Source organism: Sulfolobus islandicus Y.N.15.51 (assembly GCF_000022485.1).
Taxonomy (GTDB): domain Archaea; phylum Thermoproteota; class Thermoprotei_A; order Sulfolobales; family Sulfolobaceae; genus Saccharolobus; species Saccharolobus islandicus.
Map to the genome: position 1 here is coordinate 2,043,386 of NC_012623.1, position 15,941 is coordinate 2,059,326.

The following is a 15,941-nucleotide window of genomic DNA, read 5'->3' on the forward strand; positions in this document are numbered from 1 at the left end:
TCTCAAATTTTTCTTTAAATTAATAAATTTAGGATATATCGTTGATAAAAATTCTAGCAAAAACATATATTAAGTGGTTAAGAATTATACCTAATATGAAGAAGAGTAAAGCAGTCTTAAGATTATCAGTCTTTGTGGTTACTTTCATTATCTTACAAACGATTGCTTCTTTGCACTCTATCTCCATGAAGTCAGTAACTGCTACTCCAATAAAACACGTTGTAATTATTATCCTTGAGAATCACTCATTTGATAATTTTTTTGGAACTTACCCTTTCGGAAATCCTCCTATATATAATAATATAACGGATTCGCTAATGAGGCCAGTAGGACTTAATTTTGGTGTTAAAATTGCCCTTGATAATGGTAAATATACAAGCCCATATTACGTTGACTCAGTGATCTTATTGGATCCTACTGAAGGATTTAGTGCATATCACAAGGACTGGAATTTCGGTGCAATGAATGGTTTTGTTGAGGGATCTGGTACTCAATCTTTAGCTTATGTCTCATATAAACAAATTCCTCTCCTTTGGGATTACGCAGAAGAATATGTCCTAGCTGATGATTATTTCTCACCTTCTTTAGAGTCGACACAGCCTAACAGAGTGAATTATTTAACAGGGTTTTCCACTAATATTACAAGTGATAGTTTTATTATTAATGTTATACCATTTAGTTATACAATTATGTATCAGCTGTCTCAATATAATATTTCTTGGGCTTATTTCGATTATGGTTATCAACAAGGGCAAAAATTACCGCCTTTTCCATTAGAAGTATTTAGCGGAGCCAATGGATATAGTGATCATTTCTTTAATACTAGCGTTTTCTTGCAAGATCTTAAGCAATGTACCTTACCTTCTATTTCTTGGCTTATGTTTACTGGCGGTGGTGGAAGCGATTATCATTATGTTTATGACATGCACCCACCATTTAACCTCACTATAGGTCAAATTAATTTAGCTTACTTTATTAACGCTATAATGGAAAGTAAGTATTGGAATTCTACTGTAATTTTCATAACTTTTGATGAGGGAGGAGGATTTTATGATCAAGTTCCTCCTCCAATAATTCCCACATATGGAATAGGATATGATAAATTTCTAAATAGTCTAGGAATTTATAATTATACTATATTAGGACAGAGGATTCCACTACTTATAATTTCTCCTTATGCTAAAGAAGGCTGGATTGACAATTATACTATGTCTGGATATACTTTGTTAGCGTTTTTAGATTATAATTGGCATATACCATTTCTTAATAAGATAGTTGCAAATAGCGATGTTCAAGGTTTACTTCAAGCCTTCAATTTTTCTCAAATTCCTAGAAAGCCTATAATTTTAACTCCTAATAACTGGACTTATCCTATACCTTTGCAATATCCAATACATTATGGATACACAGCTACTGTTCATAATAATTATACTAATTACCTATTATTATATAATAAAGGATTAATAAATAATACAGTTTTAAGCTATATAATGCAATTTTCTGAAAATAGTTCATTCAAATATAATACAAGTATATATAATTATACTCAAACAACTATTTATTACACAACATCATATTCATCACAACCTTTACCCTCAATCTCAATTGGCATAAGTTCAAACGAACTTGTAGATATCTTCTTAGTTTTGCTTATAGCGATAGTAGTAATAATAATTTATTATACCATTTCTAGGAAAAAACTATAAATTTTTTGTTTCTAATAAAAACATTTAAATTTATTTCCATTTATCTAATAATTTTCTATTTAAATATTTTCTAAATTCAGTACTATCTTCTCCATACTTAACTAAATAATTAAAACATGACGAACAGACAATTTTACCAGCATACTGATTTGTAGCAATTTCTCCACAATATATGCAAGTCTGTACTTGTTGCTGCAATTGAGTTATTCTGGCTCTAGCTATTAAGTCATCTGCTATATTTTTATAACCGACTATCTTAGATGTTTTAGATTTTATCTCTTCTTCTATTTTAGGGAGTATAACCGAAGGTTTTTCGTTTGTCACTAAATAAACATGAAAAATGATTATTTTACTATCTTCCATCTTTGTATATTTATAATGTGCATAATTTTTATTATCATTACTACTTGTAACTTCTACTTTTTTAGGTTCAATTTCTTCTTCCTTACCATCATCATAAATTATTTTAACTTTCATCTATTATCACACTTTATCGTTATTGTTTAATCCCTATATTAAATTGCGCAGTATAAGCTTGTGAAGACGGTATATACATTGGATTATTTTCATTCACATTAAAATAGAAGAATAGATTCTGCACTGTTTTAACATTAGTAGTGAGTTGCTGTAAACTGAAAAAGCCTATTGGTTTGCCCGTACTATTATTATATAACCCGTAGTTTTGCTGGAAATAGTTAAAGGCTATGTAAGCATAAATTATGCTTATTGCAACATTAATATATGCGAAGGCATGAATTCTATAATTATTTGCTAACTCATAACCATAAGCTGCTCCAGAAGTATGAGAGGAATTAATGAAAGTATTAAAAGCAACGTAAAGCATATTTACAGTGCCGCTTAATTGTAATGATTGACCGGGTGAAGGTGAGCCAGCAATAAATATAAAGGAATTATGTGTTGGAATTGAAGAGAACAGATTTCCTAATATAGTTATGGAATCTACTACATAGTTATCCCTTATCAGGATTACTAAATTCGATCCATCATCAAAATTATTAAAGGCTATAAATATAGTATGACCTCTATATAAATCAGATATAACAGCATTATAGTTAACAAATGAACATCCTACTATCCCATAATTTATACCTTGTGTCAGCTGTACACTGCCACCATTAAATGTAACATTTTGAAATTGTGTTGCAACTATTTTTAGATTATCTGCACCTTGAGTAACTATAGTTGCTCCATCAAATACACAGCCAACAACAGAACCATTATTACCATCAGTTCCAGGATTTAAATAGGTTATGTTAGTGCCTACAAATACACAGCCAACAACAGTCCAACCCCTGGGTGAGATTGCTAAATTACTACCGTTTTCAAATCTACAACCTATCGCCATTAGTTCCCTTGATTGCGTATCAAACAATAACTCTGCATTATTAGCATAACAATTATATAAGAGCACAGTACCTGTTTGATTTAACCATATGTTAGCAAAGAACTGTACACTATCGAAGTAAAACATAATTGAGTGCATATGATATGGCATTCCAGTAATAATAACCCATCTCTGTGGAGTTAAATTAATTAATCTCATGTTCTTAAAGGCAATTATCCAACCCCATGTAGAATAACCAGCTTCCTGCTTATTTGCTACTCCGTTGTTGTTCGTTATATACTGCATTTCAACCGTACTTATTGAGCCTATTGCAACTAAAGGAGGAACACTAGATAAGTTATTAGGATTTACATATATAATTTCTCCTAGTCCGTCACCTTCGAATATATAATGAAGAGATTGATCTAGTAATAAAGTTACTTGCGATGAAGCGTAAACATAAAGTCGACCTCTAATTATAATATGAGCGACTCCGTAAACTAAGGACAGTTGTAAAGCTTCTTGTAAAGCTTGTGTTGCATCACTACCTGGAGGAACGTAAAAATCTACATCAGGATCCATGTGATCTGAGATTATTATAGGCATTTTTAAGTCACCCCACCATAAAATAGAGCTCCCATTCTTTGGAAACCTATTCCAGTAATTAAATCGCCTAAATACATTAAATATCTATATAAACTCCAGAAAACTGGTATAGTTACCGGATCTTGTGCTATGGACGAGGAAAGGGTCGAAATCTGGGAGGATGATAGAACCGTAGTATAGAATTGTATGTTCTCTATTATAGAATACCAAGATCCTACATTAAGTCCACCTTGTTGGCTATGAATAGGGAAATTATTTATCCATAAATATGTGCGATTAGGATAATTTACACTTATTGACCCCGATGCTACTTGATTGCCGTTAATATAAATTGCTGCTTGACCATTACTATATGTTACCACTAAATGGAAGGGAATATTTGATGGAAAAGGTGCAGATATCGAACCGGTAGTACCTTCGAATATTATATCATTACTACTTGCTCTTATACCCCAAGCTTCTCCATCTTCTAACGAACCATAAGACAATATATATCCAGTATATCCGCTAGGTTTGCCAAAAATCCATGCTGAAATAGTGAATTGTGAAGGGGTACCTAAAGCTTGATCACCATTAGCAAATAGGAGTGATTGAATAGTTCCTGTAAATAATACATAAGGCAGTAAAGAAAATGACCTTCTCTTGGTTAAAATTTTATTGATAATACCAGTATTAGTGTACCAAAGTATTTTAATTTCATTACTAATTATTGGCAAAAGAGAAATAAACATAGGAGCACTACCAGGATTTATACAAATCATTCCGCTTCCAGTAATTTCAATGTTATTAGGCGGAGAAGTTATAGGGGATTTTATTGGATAAAATTTTCCAAGAAGAACTACTTCCCCTTGACCGTAATTATTTTGCAGATATTGAATAGCCTCATATATTCCGCATGTACCAGAACCATCTGTACAGCTTCCGTTAAAGATTACACCAGAATTTGTTAAAACATTATATCCATTACTAGGATCACCTTCTACAATTGCGATATAAGGATAGATAGATGATGATGAAGTTTGAGCTTTAGCTATTTCCTTCCTATCTTTAGCTGTAATTAATAAAGTAGCAGGAGTGCTAAATAAAATTGCTGAGGATGTTAGAAAAAGAAATTTCCTTCGGTCTAAATTAACTGAGCTATTTCCTTCACTCACATCAATCACATGATAATATATACTTATAAATTTTTCGGTATATACTTTTCTTGTATTGACGACTAGAAATTTTACCTTCCTTTCTACTCAAAATATTATTGAACATCGTAGAATAAATGAAACTCAATTATATAAATCTATTCCATAGTACAGAAAATACACTGTTAACAATTAGATCTAAATATTATTAATGCCATGATTGAGATTTTTCGTCTTTATAACTAATAATATAGGAAAATTTAAATATTATATAAGATAATAGATAGATATAGTTGTAATCATGAATCATTTAATTGTTAATGTATTTATTAAAATTCTTATAAAGTTTCTCTTTTGCTAACACAGATATTTTGCTATTTTATACAAAATTGTTCTATATGATTTAATGTTAAATCAAAAGAAATACGTTTCCGTAGGTTTTTCCTCGTCGATTCTACAATATTTTTCTTAAATAATAACTTTATTATAGGAGCGATTAGAACTTAAAAACTATATGATCTATTTTATGATATATTATTCTAAGATACCAATATCTATGTTTAATATGCTTAATGATCTATTTTCTGATTTCACATAAGTTATTTTTGATGTTTTTTCCGCTATTATCGAAGCTACTATTAATGTTTGTATATATCCTATTATACTATAAGCCTTATTAGGATCTGGATTATGAATCTTGACATTTACTGATTTTTGATCATTAAAATTTACCTCTACATTATCTCCAAAATTATATAATTCGACTAGAGCCTTCCTTAAAAGAAACTCCAAATCTTCGGAGAAATTAATTCCTTTCTTTCTCATTTCTTTAACTATTATACTCCCTGGAGTTTCTAAAAAAATGCCTATACCATCATTAAATTTATTTATTAGCTCTTCTTTAACATTCTCTATACGTACTGGAAACTTGTCAAGTAGTAATATTCCGTTGGAACCAATAGATGATGGAATAAATATTCTATAATAACTATCACTATTATAATATCTGAAAATTAATTCAAGATTTCTATATAAACTATCCATTAGTAATTCTACTTTGTCATCCTTTTTATGTCCTATATTCACACCATAAGCTGCAATACCAGTCGAAATTAAACCTAATGAAAAAATTGTAAATGGGGGATAAGAAATAACGAAGAGATTTATTACTAATAAGCCTAGTCCTAAAACTATTATATAAAACCATAGATAGTTCATGATAATTATTCCCAATAAACTTTATCTAACAATTTAACTACATCATTCCAACTTATTACTTCTTTTCTTCCTTCTTTACCCATTTTTTCTGCTAACTTTTTATTATCAAGCAATTTATTAATTTCTTCAGCCAAAGTTATATGGTCACCAGCAGGTACTAATACCCCATTTACTCCATTTATTATTCTAAACTTTAAACTCCCTACAGCACTTCCTACTACAGCTTTTTCTCTACTCCAAGCTTCACTTAAGGTAATTGAAAATGCTTCAACGTAATCCGAGATACTAGGAATTACTACTAATGATGACGAATCTATTGCTTGTATTTTCGTTAGATCATCAACATAACCTAAAAATATACATTTTTTATCTACGCCTAGTGTTTGGGCCATTTTTCTATATAAACTAATATCACCTGGTCCTATAAAAACAATTCTTGAATTTATTAACTTTGAAGCTTTTATTAAGACATCTATTCCTTTTAACTTGTGCAACCTTCCGATATACAGTATGTACTCATCACCTATTTTTTCGATAAATGTATTAGATCTTGGTGTGGAGAAGAAAATTTCATTTACACCCTCTGGTACTAGATACGCATCTCTCTTATATTTTTCTCGTAATATTTTTAAATCACCTAAATTTTTCACTATTAATTTTTTTGAATCATATAAAACTTTATTCATAGTAATAGTTAAGTATAGTGGTGACAATAATTTTATTATTTTATTTGGATGATTACGTAATCCGTTTATAGCCATTAAAGTAAAAACATTATTATCATTCTTATTAAGTAACATAACAGAAAATAAGGAATTCTGAGAGTGATAATGTACTATATCAGCATCGCTTAATATTTTACTACGCTGTATTGGTAATGTTAAATCTGGCATATTGAAGAATCTTATACTTTTTAATCTTTCAACTGTAAGTCCTAGCTCAGCTTTTGGAACTTTAGAAGATGTTATAATTGTAATGTCATATTTCTCTTTCTGTCTTATAGCTATTTCATAAATTGATTTTTCTATACCTCCAATTATTGGATAAAATGAGTGTATTACATGAACTATTTTTTCTCTTTTCTCCAAGCTAAAACTTCACCTCTTAGAGCAAAGAATTGTGAGAAAATTAGAAATATTTGATTTGGTATCCACGCCTTTAAAGCTTCTTTGAAATTTTTACTTACTAAACCTAATATAGTGGAAACAATTATTAAATCAGTAAATAAATAGATATTAGAAATTGCTATAACTACTGATCCAATAAATAGAAGCCATGGGTTTAGCAAATGCAAGTAAAATTCTTGCAAAAATATCTTTTTGTATGGTTTATTATTAGACTTAACTACCTTAGGTAAAAATCTTATAAAATATCTGATTAAATGGGATCCTCTTCTAGTTTTCCATGTAATGTAATCTACCCCTTTGGGTGCTATTTCAATAGCTCTCATTTTATCAACACAAATAGCTCTATATCCTTTTAAACTAATTAGCGTAGCGATTGTACTATCATCTGCTCCTACATTAGGCAACTCATCTGGTGATAAAATATCTTTTCTAAATGCGGTTAGTTCTCCGTGAAATATTGGCGTAGAAAAAATTGCAGACTCACCTATCCGTATTGTGTTGTAAAAATTTCTATATGAATTTTCAATATTACTATTAGCGTATTTTATACAGCTTACTGCACCTATATTATCTTTCAAATAAGCTATTGCATTTAATAAAGGGTCTTTCCATGTGGCATCAGCATCAGTGATAACTACAATATTATTAGTAGCACTTTTTATACCTTCTTTTATAGCGAAAATCTTTCCTCGTCTTTGACTCTCTTTTATTATTTTCAGCTTAGGAATTTGCATTGATTTTATTATCTCTATTGTATTATCATTACTGGAATCCACTACTATTATTTCCATATAATCTAAGGGATAACTCTGAATTACGTTAATTAGTTTATCTTTAATTCTTTCCCCTTCGTTATATGTAGGAATAATTATACTTACGCTATAGAATTTGCTATCAGAATATTGTATTTTTAATATTTTATTTTTTAATATTAAGTAGTACATAATAGGTTCAATGAAATGGATTATAACCAACAGTGCTCCTATCTCGAGTAATATAAGCATTTATATAGTATTTATTATGATCCAATTAAAAGTCTTTATGAGATAAACGATTATAAATGAATTTACGAGATTTATTCGCTATCTAATTTCGCTCATCAAATTGTATTTGATAAATTAAAATCATTTCCAGTACTCTTCACATACAAATTTATTATATTGATGTGTTGAATTATAATTGTGGAAGATTTAAGTGCATTGATAATTATGCCTCCAATCTTGTTTAGCAGTGAGGCTAAAACTGCAATAGCATTCTCCAATGTGCTTAGTGAATATGGATTCGTAAAGCAATATGGAATTTTCTTTGAAAAAGACAGCATTTCCAATATAATTAGATTAGCACCAGAGCTTTCTAGTTCATTGAATATTGTAGACGCAAAATTAAAAATGATAAAAGGTCCTATAATATCTGGAATTATCGATTATATTATAGCAAAATTAGGTAAACTAATTAGGAAGGTTGATATAAGTGTTAATCTATATTACACAGAAATACCGTTAGGTCTTGATATTGCATATGTAATTTATCCGCCATCTGTAATGTTGTATAAAGGTCTCTTGTATACCAAGTATGGTAAATTAAGAAGAATTTACTTAGATACTAATATTTATTTTCTAAAAAAAATAGCTAATTCAGAAAAATTGGTTTGCAGTTCTTATTATATACAATCGGTAATGAAAGAAAATTTTGGATATAATTGTTCTGTTATCTACCCACCTATAATAAGTTATAAGAGATTTCCCGATTTAGAAAAGGAGGATTTAGTTATAGGGATTGGAAAATACGTTGAACCTAAGCATTGGGATGAATTTATTCAAATAGCTAAGAAGGTTAGAAGAATTAACAATAAAATCAAATTTAAAATAATAGGTGGTCTGAATTACGTTAGATCTTCTTTAAAGTATTTTGAATATCTAAAATCTATTGCAAGTGATGATGTTGAATTATTAACCGATATTACAGAAGAAGAAAAATGGAAATTAATTAATAAGGCAAAGATAATACTGCATTGTATGAGAAATGATAACATAAGTTTAGGAGTTGAAGAAGCTATGGCAGCGGGAGTAGTTCCAGTAGTATTTAGAGCTACTGGATCTTGGACTGATATAACGAAAGAGGGAAAATATGGTTTTTCCTATACGAGCATTGATGAGGCAGCCAATATAATTTTAGATTTATTTAATGATGAAAATCTATTTAATAAGATGAGTAAACTATCGATCGAAAGGGCGGAAGAGTTTTCTTACAATACTTTTAAATCTAGATTATTCGGCATACTTAAAAGTATTATATAACTACTGTAAAATTTAACTTTTATTAGAGGATACTTTAAGGTTTTCGAAACCTATAAATATAACTTTTAAATATCTTAATACTCTTGTCAGTAAAAGAAACTTTCTTCTAGTTAGAAATATATAAGAGAAATCCTTTTTTAGTTAAGAGAGATTATTAATCATGATTAATCAAGATAATTATTACAAGGTGATCTAAATGCCTTATATCTCGGTCATAATCACAGCTTATAATAGGAAACAGTTCTTATTAGACGCGATTAAATCAGCGCTTAATCAAACGTTAAATAGAACTGAATATGAAATTCTTATTGCTAAAAATTTTAAAGATGACAATATTGATAATTATTTATATAAGAATGGAATGAAAAATATTACAATATTTAAATCAATTAATAATGGATATATTGCTGAAGCGGTTAAGCAATCATCGGGTGAAATAATCTCATTTTTAGACGATGATGATTTATTTTTGCCTAGTAAGCTAGAAAACATACAAAGAATATTCAATAAATACGAAAATTTAGGCTACCTTAAAAATGCTACATATGGTTTTTTAAACGATAAGCTTCCTACCCAGATTCCAGAGAAAAGAAATTATCAAGATATTTACATAAGACATGAAGAAAAGAAAAAGGTTTTTAATTACATAATGAAACTTCAACCTGATGGGAACTCAAGCTCAATTAATATAAGAAAAGAAATTCTAACTAATAATATAGATTTCCTTTATAAGGTTGATACAGCTCTCGATAGTCTCTATTTCTATCTTGCACTTATAAGTAAATTTGATATGCATATTTCGTCTAAGATCTTAACACTTAGAAGACATCATCAATATAATCTTTCAGCAATTCAAGATCAATCAATAGATAATTGGATATCACGCAGAATTAAATTCTTAAATAGCTATATAAATTCCTTATCAATAATAAGGAACGAAATAGTCTATGAACAGCCTTATTTAGAATATCTTGATCAGATAATATCACTTAATCGTATATATTTAGCGATCTTGCCTAATTCTAACGTAAAGCTTAAAATAAGGGATTATTTGCATTGGTATAAGGTGTATAGAAGAAATCCCAAGGGTATATTAGCGTCACTTCTTACTTTAGCTCCAAATTTTTTAAAAAGATTATATATTGAAAGAAGTTATAGAAAAATAATTAACTCAAATAAAAATTCTATGTATTTTTAATAAAATTATAAGAAATAGTCTTAAGCAAATTTAATATAAATCTCTTAATATGTAATATAAATGAATATTAGTATAAAAACATTAGATTGTACAAGGCTATAATGTGTATAATATCTGAAAAGATAAAGTTATGGACTTTGAAAGTGTTATCTATATTTCAGACTGTAAGAGAAATGACGTTAAAACATCAGTATGGTAATCGAATTGCTATATATAGATGAAGCGAACTCACAAATTCCTTGAAAGTCCAAATAGTGTCGTTATTAAGCTATAAATGAACAAGTGAGCTTATAAAGGCGTAAGTAACGTTACAGTCTATAACGGATTACTTCGTGACATAATTTATAGCTTAATATTAATCCCGATTCACAAAGGACTGCTGAATTGCCCTAACGTTATATCTTTAGATATTATACTCTAGAGATATTACATACTCCATGTCTATAAATTTTCGGCTAAATCGCTTAGGGACGTTAGAGGCTAAAGCAGCAGTGCCTAGTAAGCTTATAGTTCTACTGCTCTCAAAAATCTATCATAAAATTTTTCAAAAGTAAATTTTTTTGCGGTCTCTATTGCATTATAAGATAACGTATCTGCAAGTTCTGGATTATCAAGCAATTCTATTACAGCTTTAGTAATGCTTAAAGGATCATTAATTGGAACAACTAAAGAGTTAACCCTATTTATAGCATAATCTTTAGATCCTCCATTATCAGTAACTATTACGGGAGTTCCAGATGCCATAGCTTCCAAGGGGGGAAGTCCGAAACCCTCAGCTCTAGATGGGAAAATGAAAATATATGAAGAGGCATAAATTTTGCATAATTCTTCATCCGATGGATATTTTATTGAAGTATATGGAAATGGAATAGAGATTACACTATCTTGAGGATTAATTATTACTATCTCAAAATCTCTTCTAATTGTTAGTAATTTTTTCATACTTTCTATAAATATATCGAAGCCCTTATTATATCCTGTTCTAGCTATTACTGTAATAACTCTCTTTCTCAATGATGGTGGTTTTGAATAACATTTAAAGAAAATATCATTTACAAAATTTCCTATATATCTTATTTCCTTACTATACCTTTTTAGTTGCTCGGTAACTACTCTAGATATACTAAGCTTAATTAACGGTAATGAAAAGGCTTTTTCCATCAACTTTCTTCTTCCAGAAGCAAAATGGCCAGAGGAAAACATTTCGAATGTGTCTTGAACTAAATGAAAAGAACCCTCTGCTTTAAACACAGCTTCTGCTGTGTAAAATGACGTAGCTATCATTATATCTGCATCAATTTTCTTTAAAAGCTGATAAAGGGAGATAGAGTTAATCTTATATAATGGATTAACCAAAAATGCAAATTTACCATATTTTTTATTATATTCCAATAAATACTGTAAGGAGAATAATGTTCTTAATAGTTTATTTTGAATAATCACATTACTATTCAATCTTTTAATTACATCTTCATTAAAACCATAACCTACTAAACTTATTATGTTAACTTCTTTCCCATCCTTAACTAGCTTACTACTTAATTTATATACAAGTCTTTCACCACCAGAACCTCCTAATCCCCACATTGCAAAAGTTACTGATACCATTACTTAAATTATTAATTAAATGCCAGATATTAGAGTTGCGGTGCTTTATTGATTTGTATAAGAATGTAATCTTAGAGAGAAAATATATTTATTGATTAAAGATATATAAATTTTAATTAAAAATATATTTTTAAAATAATATTTAATAAAATTTCTATCTAAATTTTATAGAGAAACTTCTGTTTCATACCACCTTTTCGCAGCATCTAATCTAAACTTCTTAGGGGCAAAAATTAGGAGCAACTGCAAAATATCCCTAATGCTCTTCCTATGAAAATCTATGTAATTAAGAATATCTTTAATGCCAAGATTTTCCTTGGGAGAGCATTCATTCGGAAGTCTCGCTAAACATATCTTCCTATCTGATATCATAAAATTAACGAATTTGCTTGAAATATTCTGTTCTTTTAAGAATTCTGATATTAAGGTAAATTCTTTAATACTAATCTTTAATCTATCCCTCATCTTTAATAGCCAACTCTCGAAATTGTCGTCCCTTACTTTCGAGTTTAATTTATGAATTCTCTGTTTAGTTAAAACTTCAGTATCAAAATATATCCCTTTATCGCTTGCAATACCGGCATAAAATAGAAAAATATCTAGAGCATAAGTAAAATTTTTAATATAATTCTTATTTTTAATTATAATAGACTTATCTATTGAAATGGAACTATTATTATATATGGAATAATATTTAAAAATCAACTTATCTACGTATTTTTGTTTATCTCTTTGCTGAATAAGTAGTAATGGCTTATTAAGCTTAATAGGATACCCTAATATTCTCTGTTTCGTATCTATATGAACATAACTATTATGATAATAACCTATATTGTAATTATTAAACATTTTTAAAACTTTCTCTATTTTATTAGGTAAAAACAAGTCATCATCTTCTAAAATTGATATTATATTACCTTGAGCTTTATCTACGCCAATAACTATTTTTTCTCCTAACGAGTGGAAAGCTGTATTTACATTTATTATTCCTAATTCTTCTAATTTTCTATCTATATATTCATCTGTAAAATTTTTAACTACTATTATTTCATAACGCTTTTTAGACACAGTTTGGTTTAAGCACGAGCTAACTGCGTCTAGAAGAAAACTTTTCCTATTATGAGCTATAATTAGAATAGTTAGGTCTACCATATGTAATCACTTATTCATTCTGAACGCTTTATTAGTGAAATTTATAGAGCTATTTTTAAACTTTACTTATTTCGTTGCTTTGTTGACCTCTTCAATTTATTTCATAAGCATGATATGATACACTGAGAATTTTTCAGTAATTAATATTTATTTCAACGTTATTCGCAAGCTCACACCCTAATACCCGGAGCTCTACCGACTAAAGAATTAGCCAAGTGGACCATCCATGCATAAGCCCAGAACTTGAGCTTAGCCTCAACCACTTGCCCTAAAAAACTTGTAGCCCTAACAGATTCCCCAAAAGTACAGCAGAGAACAAGGACTCAATCCTCCACCCAACACCATAACCCTTCTCCTCCCTCCAACGATTATAACCCAACCTCTTGAACTCCCTTACAGCCTAGCAGGATGACCACGCCTCGTTCTTCCTAGGTGGGACAACAACCTCAACCCCGGTCTTGTAAACCTCATTAGCATCATAAGCTTTATCTCCATAAAACCTTCTTTCCCTTATCTTGTAAATCCTTAACCGTCTTAACTGCAGTCTCAACTTCGTTGCTGGTTACTTCAGCGTTTATTACGTTGAATTGGTCCTTATCAATTACTATTTCGATTTTGAGGAATTTTGAGTCCTTGGTTTTTCCCCATTTTGCGATAATGTATTGTCCTCCTTTGTTTGTGCTTATTCCCGTTGCGTCTGCTTCTAGTTGGTCATTTGCTTCTGGGAATGTTATGTTCATGTTTCTTACTCTTTCCCATATTGTTGAGTAGTCTAGGCTTGTTGGGATGATTTTCAGTCTTTCTAGTGCTATCAATACTCCTTCTATGGCCCTATAAGGTAGGTGTGGAGGAATGCTAGGAATTCGTTGAACTCCTTTGGTGCCTTGTAGGTTTTCTTGGCGTTCCTATTCTCCTCTGCTAGTTAACCAGTGTTCGAAGACGTAGAAGGGGAACATTAGGGTATATCTCGTTATGACGTTCTCGTCGTACTTGTGCCAATCCCTCTTGTACTTACTCTTTCCCATGGGTAATACTCGACATAATTATTTATAAATTTTTGTATAATTCTGAAGTAGCCCACAAAGCATTATTTCGTAAAATTTCTCATATGGAGAAAAGTGCTGCAAATAAGCTATTGAGATTAAAAAAGGATAGTTTAATATAGTCTCTTTCATATTAACTGCAATGCTTCTATTCAATTAAATTGTTGATAAGATTCTTACTAGACACTTCTGCTTTAACCTCTAACAATGCTATGTGTGAATTCAATCACTGTGAAGACTTTCTCGGTTAGACTGCGTTACAAATTCAATGAAAATTACTATATCTGTAGTTTCCGTAAATTCTATGCTAAATGGGGAGTTTTTAGCTTAATAGGTGCAAACTTTTTCCACATTCAATATCCACAGATTACTATAAGCGTTTCATCAATATGAGGAATACATTTTAATAATAATATTTCCAGAAATATCTATTTGATATTAAGTTTTACAAAAACAATCATCCCAAATATTGAGAGGTCTTTAGAGTAAAGTTATACCCTGGTTATCATGGAAAATTCTTAACATTACTTAGAGTAGAGACTTTCTTAATTAAATCTTTATGCTTTATTATAAGGCCCTTTTTCATTAAATAATTTTCATTAAATAAAAAACTTTTTCTATGATTTATTCTGAAGATGATTATTTTATGGATTCTAGAGATAAACCAAATTAAGGCCCTTATTCTAGCTAACGCCATGTGGCTTTTCTTTCTATATATAATGTCTATAAGTATACTTCCTAAAAAGTAAAAAAATATTTTATGGATTCTCGGAATAAGAAAACTAGAATCAAAATTTTTAAAGATAAAATATAATCTTCTACTTTCTAGATAATATACAAGTCTTTTTTCCCTTTCTTTTGTGAATTTCGAAAAGGAGCCATGTTCATGATGAAATACTGTTGCAGAAGAAAGATACACTATACGTTTACCCTTCTTTATTGCTCTATAACATAGATCTGTTTCATCATAACCATAAAAGTACTCGTTATCAAAACCATTTAGGTCGCTAAAGATTTCTCTACTCATTCCAATTGCAGCACCTTTAGCATAAAGTATATTATGATCTATTTCGTCTATTTCCTTCACATCTTCTCCTTTAAATAACTCAAATGGATATCCTAATTCATCTATTACACCACCTGCAGCATCAATTCTTCCATCATCTCTTATTAGTTTTAATTGAACTATAGAATCTGTATTGTTTTCAATAAAACTAATAAATTTCTCTAAAGTATCTTCAGTTAACTCTGTATCGTTATCTAAAAATAATAGAAACTTGCCACTTGAAGCTTCTACACCCTTATTTCTGCAATACGCTAAACCAAGATCTTTGGTAATATTAACCAATTTTAAATTTCCAGATATTGAATTGCTATCATCTACTACTATAAGTTCAAAATCTTTATATGTAGATCTATTTAGAGAAGATATTAATCTAGGTAGATTCTCTTTTCCTTTAACATTTACCACTATAATGCTAAGCTTAACCATATGCAGATTTACCTTC

General features: G+C 29.6%; 12 protein-coding genes and 1 pseudogene. 3 read left to right on the plus strand and 10 right to left on the minus strand.

Annotated elements, in window-relative coordinates:
- The first annotated feature begins 41 nt into the window (after positions 1–41).
- Positions 42–1,706 (plus strand): phospholipase C, encoded by a 1,665-nt coding sequence (locus YN1551_RS11105; RefSeq protein ID WP_012717842.1) that lies wholly within the window; start codon positions 42–44, stop codon positions 1,704–1,706.
- Positions 1,707–1,736: 30 nt separating this feature from the next.
- Here the strand turns inward: YN1551_RS11105 and YN1551_RS11110 are convergent, their stop codons facing one another.
- The 6 genes from YN1551_RS11110 to YN1551_RS11135 all read right to left on the minus strand — a co-directional run bounded on the left by YN1551_RS11110 (position 1,737) and on the right by YN1551_RS11135 (position 8,139).
- On the minus strand, positions 1,737–2,183 hold the full coding sequence (locus tag YN1551_RS11110; protein WP_012717843.1) for a hypothetical protein: 447 nt from the start codon (positions 2,181–2,183) through the stop codon (positions 1,737–1,739).
- Positions 2,184–2,202: 19 nt separating this feature from the next.
- Complete coding sequence (locus tag YN1551_RS11115) at positions 2,203–3,657, minus strand: hypothetical protein (protein WP_012717844.1); 1,455 nt, start codon at positions 3,655–3,657, stop codon at positions 2,203–2,205.
- Between the two features lie 2 nt (positions 3,658–3,659).
- A complete protein-coding gene (locus YN1551_RS11120; RefSeq protein WP_012717845.1) occupies positions 3,660–4,820 on the minus strand; it encodes a LamG-like jellyroll fold domain-containing protein in 1,161 nt (386 codons plus the stop codon).
- A 504-nt stretch (positions 4,821–5,324) separates the two neighbouring features.
- Entirely contained in the window at positions 5,325–6,008 is a 684-nt protein-coding gene (locus YN1551_RS11125) for a hypothetical protein (RefSeq protein ID WP_012713444.1), read from the minus strand.
- Between the two features lie 5 nt (positions 6,009–6,013).
- Entirely contained in the window at positions 6,014–7,096 is a 1,083-nt protein-coding gene (locus tag YN1551_RS11130; RefSeq protein ID WP_012717846.1) for a glycosyltransferase family 4 protein, read from the minus strand.
- Positions 7,075–8,139 carry a glycosyltransferase gene (locus tag YN1551_RS11135; protein ID WP_012717847.1) on the minus strand — a complete coding sequence of 355 codons (1,065 nt, stop codon included), beginning with the start codon at positions 8,137–8,139 and terminating at the stop codon, positions 7,075–7,077. Before YN1551_RS11135 ends, YN1551_RS11130 begins: the two co-directional genes overlap by 22 nt.
- 177 nt (positions 8,140–8,316) lie before the next feature.
- On the opposite strand from YN1551_RS11135, the gene YN1551_RS11140 reads away from it, so the two are divergent.
- Positions 8,317–9,432, plus strand: coding sequence for a glycosyltransferase (locus YN1551_RS11140; RefSeq protein WP_012717848.1), 1,116 nt, complete (start codon positions 8,317–8,319; stop codon positions 9,430–9,432).
- Positions 9,433–9,628: 196 nt separating this feature from the next.
- Positions 9,629–10,630: a glycosyltransferase family 2 protein gene (locus YN1551_RS11145; protein ID WP_012717849.1), complete on the plus strand. Its 1,002-nt coding sequence runs from the start codon at positions 9,629–9,631 to the stop codon at positions 10,628–10,630.
- A 504-nt stretch (positions 10,631–11,134) separates the two neighbouring features.
- On the opposite strand, the gene YN1551_RS11150 is transcribed toward YN1551_RS11145, so the two are convergent.
- The 4 genes and pseudogenes from YN1551_RS11150 to YN1551_RS11175 all read right to left on the minus strand — a co-directional run bounded on the left by YN1551_RS11150 (position 11,135) and on the right by YN1551_RS11175 (position 15,925).
- Positions 11,135–12,238, minus strand: coding sequence for a glycosyltransferase family 4 protein (locus YN1551_RS11150; RefSeq protein WP_012717850.1), 1,104 nt, complete (start codon positions 12,236–12,238; stop codon positions 11,135–11,137).
- Between the two features lie 165 nt (positions 12,239–12,403).
- On the minus strand, positions 12,404–13,390 hold the full coding sequence (locus tag YN1551_RS11155) for a glycosyltransferase family 2 protein (RefSeq protein ID WP_012717851.1): 987 nt from the start codon (positions 13,388–13,390) through the stop codon (positions 12,404–12,406).
- Between the two features lie 170 nt (positions 13,391–13,560).
- Positions 13,561–14,415, minus strand: a pseudogene (locus YN1551_RS16095) (transposase).
- A gap of 523 nt (positions 14,416–14,938) precedes the next feature.
- Positions 14,939–15,925, minus strand: coding sequence for a glycosyltransferase family 2 protein (locus YN1551_RS11175; RefSeq protein ID WP_012717853.1), 987 nt, complete (start codon positions 15,923–15,925; stop codon positions 14,939–14,941).
- Between the last annotated feature and the right edge of the window lie 16 nt (positions 15,926–15,941).

Bases quoted from the DNA above. Each gene is read 5' to 3' on its own strand.
- YN1551_RS11175 (WP_012717853.1), bottom strand. From the start codon at position 15,925: ATGGTTAAGCTTAGCATTATAGTGGTAAATGTTAAAGGAAAAGAGAAT.
- YN1551_RS11110 (WP_012717843.1), bottom strand. From the start codon at position 2,183: ATGAAAGTTAAAATAATTTATGATGATGGTAAGGAAGAAGAAATTGAA.
- YN1551_RS11115 (WP_012717844.1), bottom strand. From the start codon at position 3,657: ATGCCTATAATAATCTCAGATCACATGGATCCTGATGTAGATTTTTAC.
- YN1551_RS11125 (WP_012713444.1), bottom strand. From the start codon at position 6,008: ATGAACTATCTATGGTTTTATATAATAGTTTTAGGACTAGGCTTATTA.
- YN1551_RS11135 (WP_012717847.1), bottom strand. From the start codon at position 8,139: ATGCTTATATTACTCGAGATAGGAGCACTGTTGGTTATAATCCATTTC.
- YN1551_RS11145 (WP_012717849.1), top strand. From the start codon at position 9,629: ATGCCTTATATCTCGGTCATAATCACAGCTTATAATAGGAAACAGTTC.
- YN1551_RS11150 (WP_012717850.1), bottom strand. From the start codon at position 12,238: ATGGTATCAGTAACTTTTGCAATGTGGGGATTAGGAGGTTCTGGTGGT.
- YN1551_RS11155 (WP_012717851.1), bottom strand. From the start codon at position 13,390: ATGGTAGACCTAACTATTCTAATTATAGCTCATAATAGGAAAAGTTTT.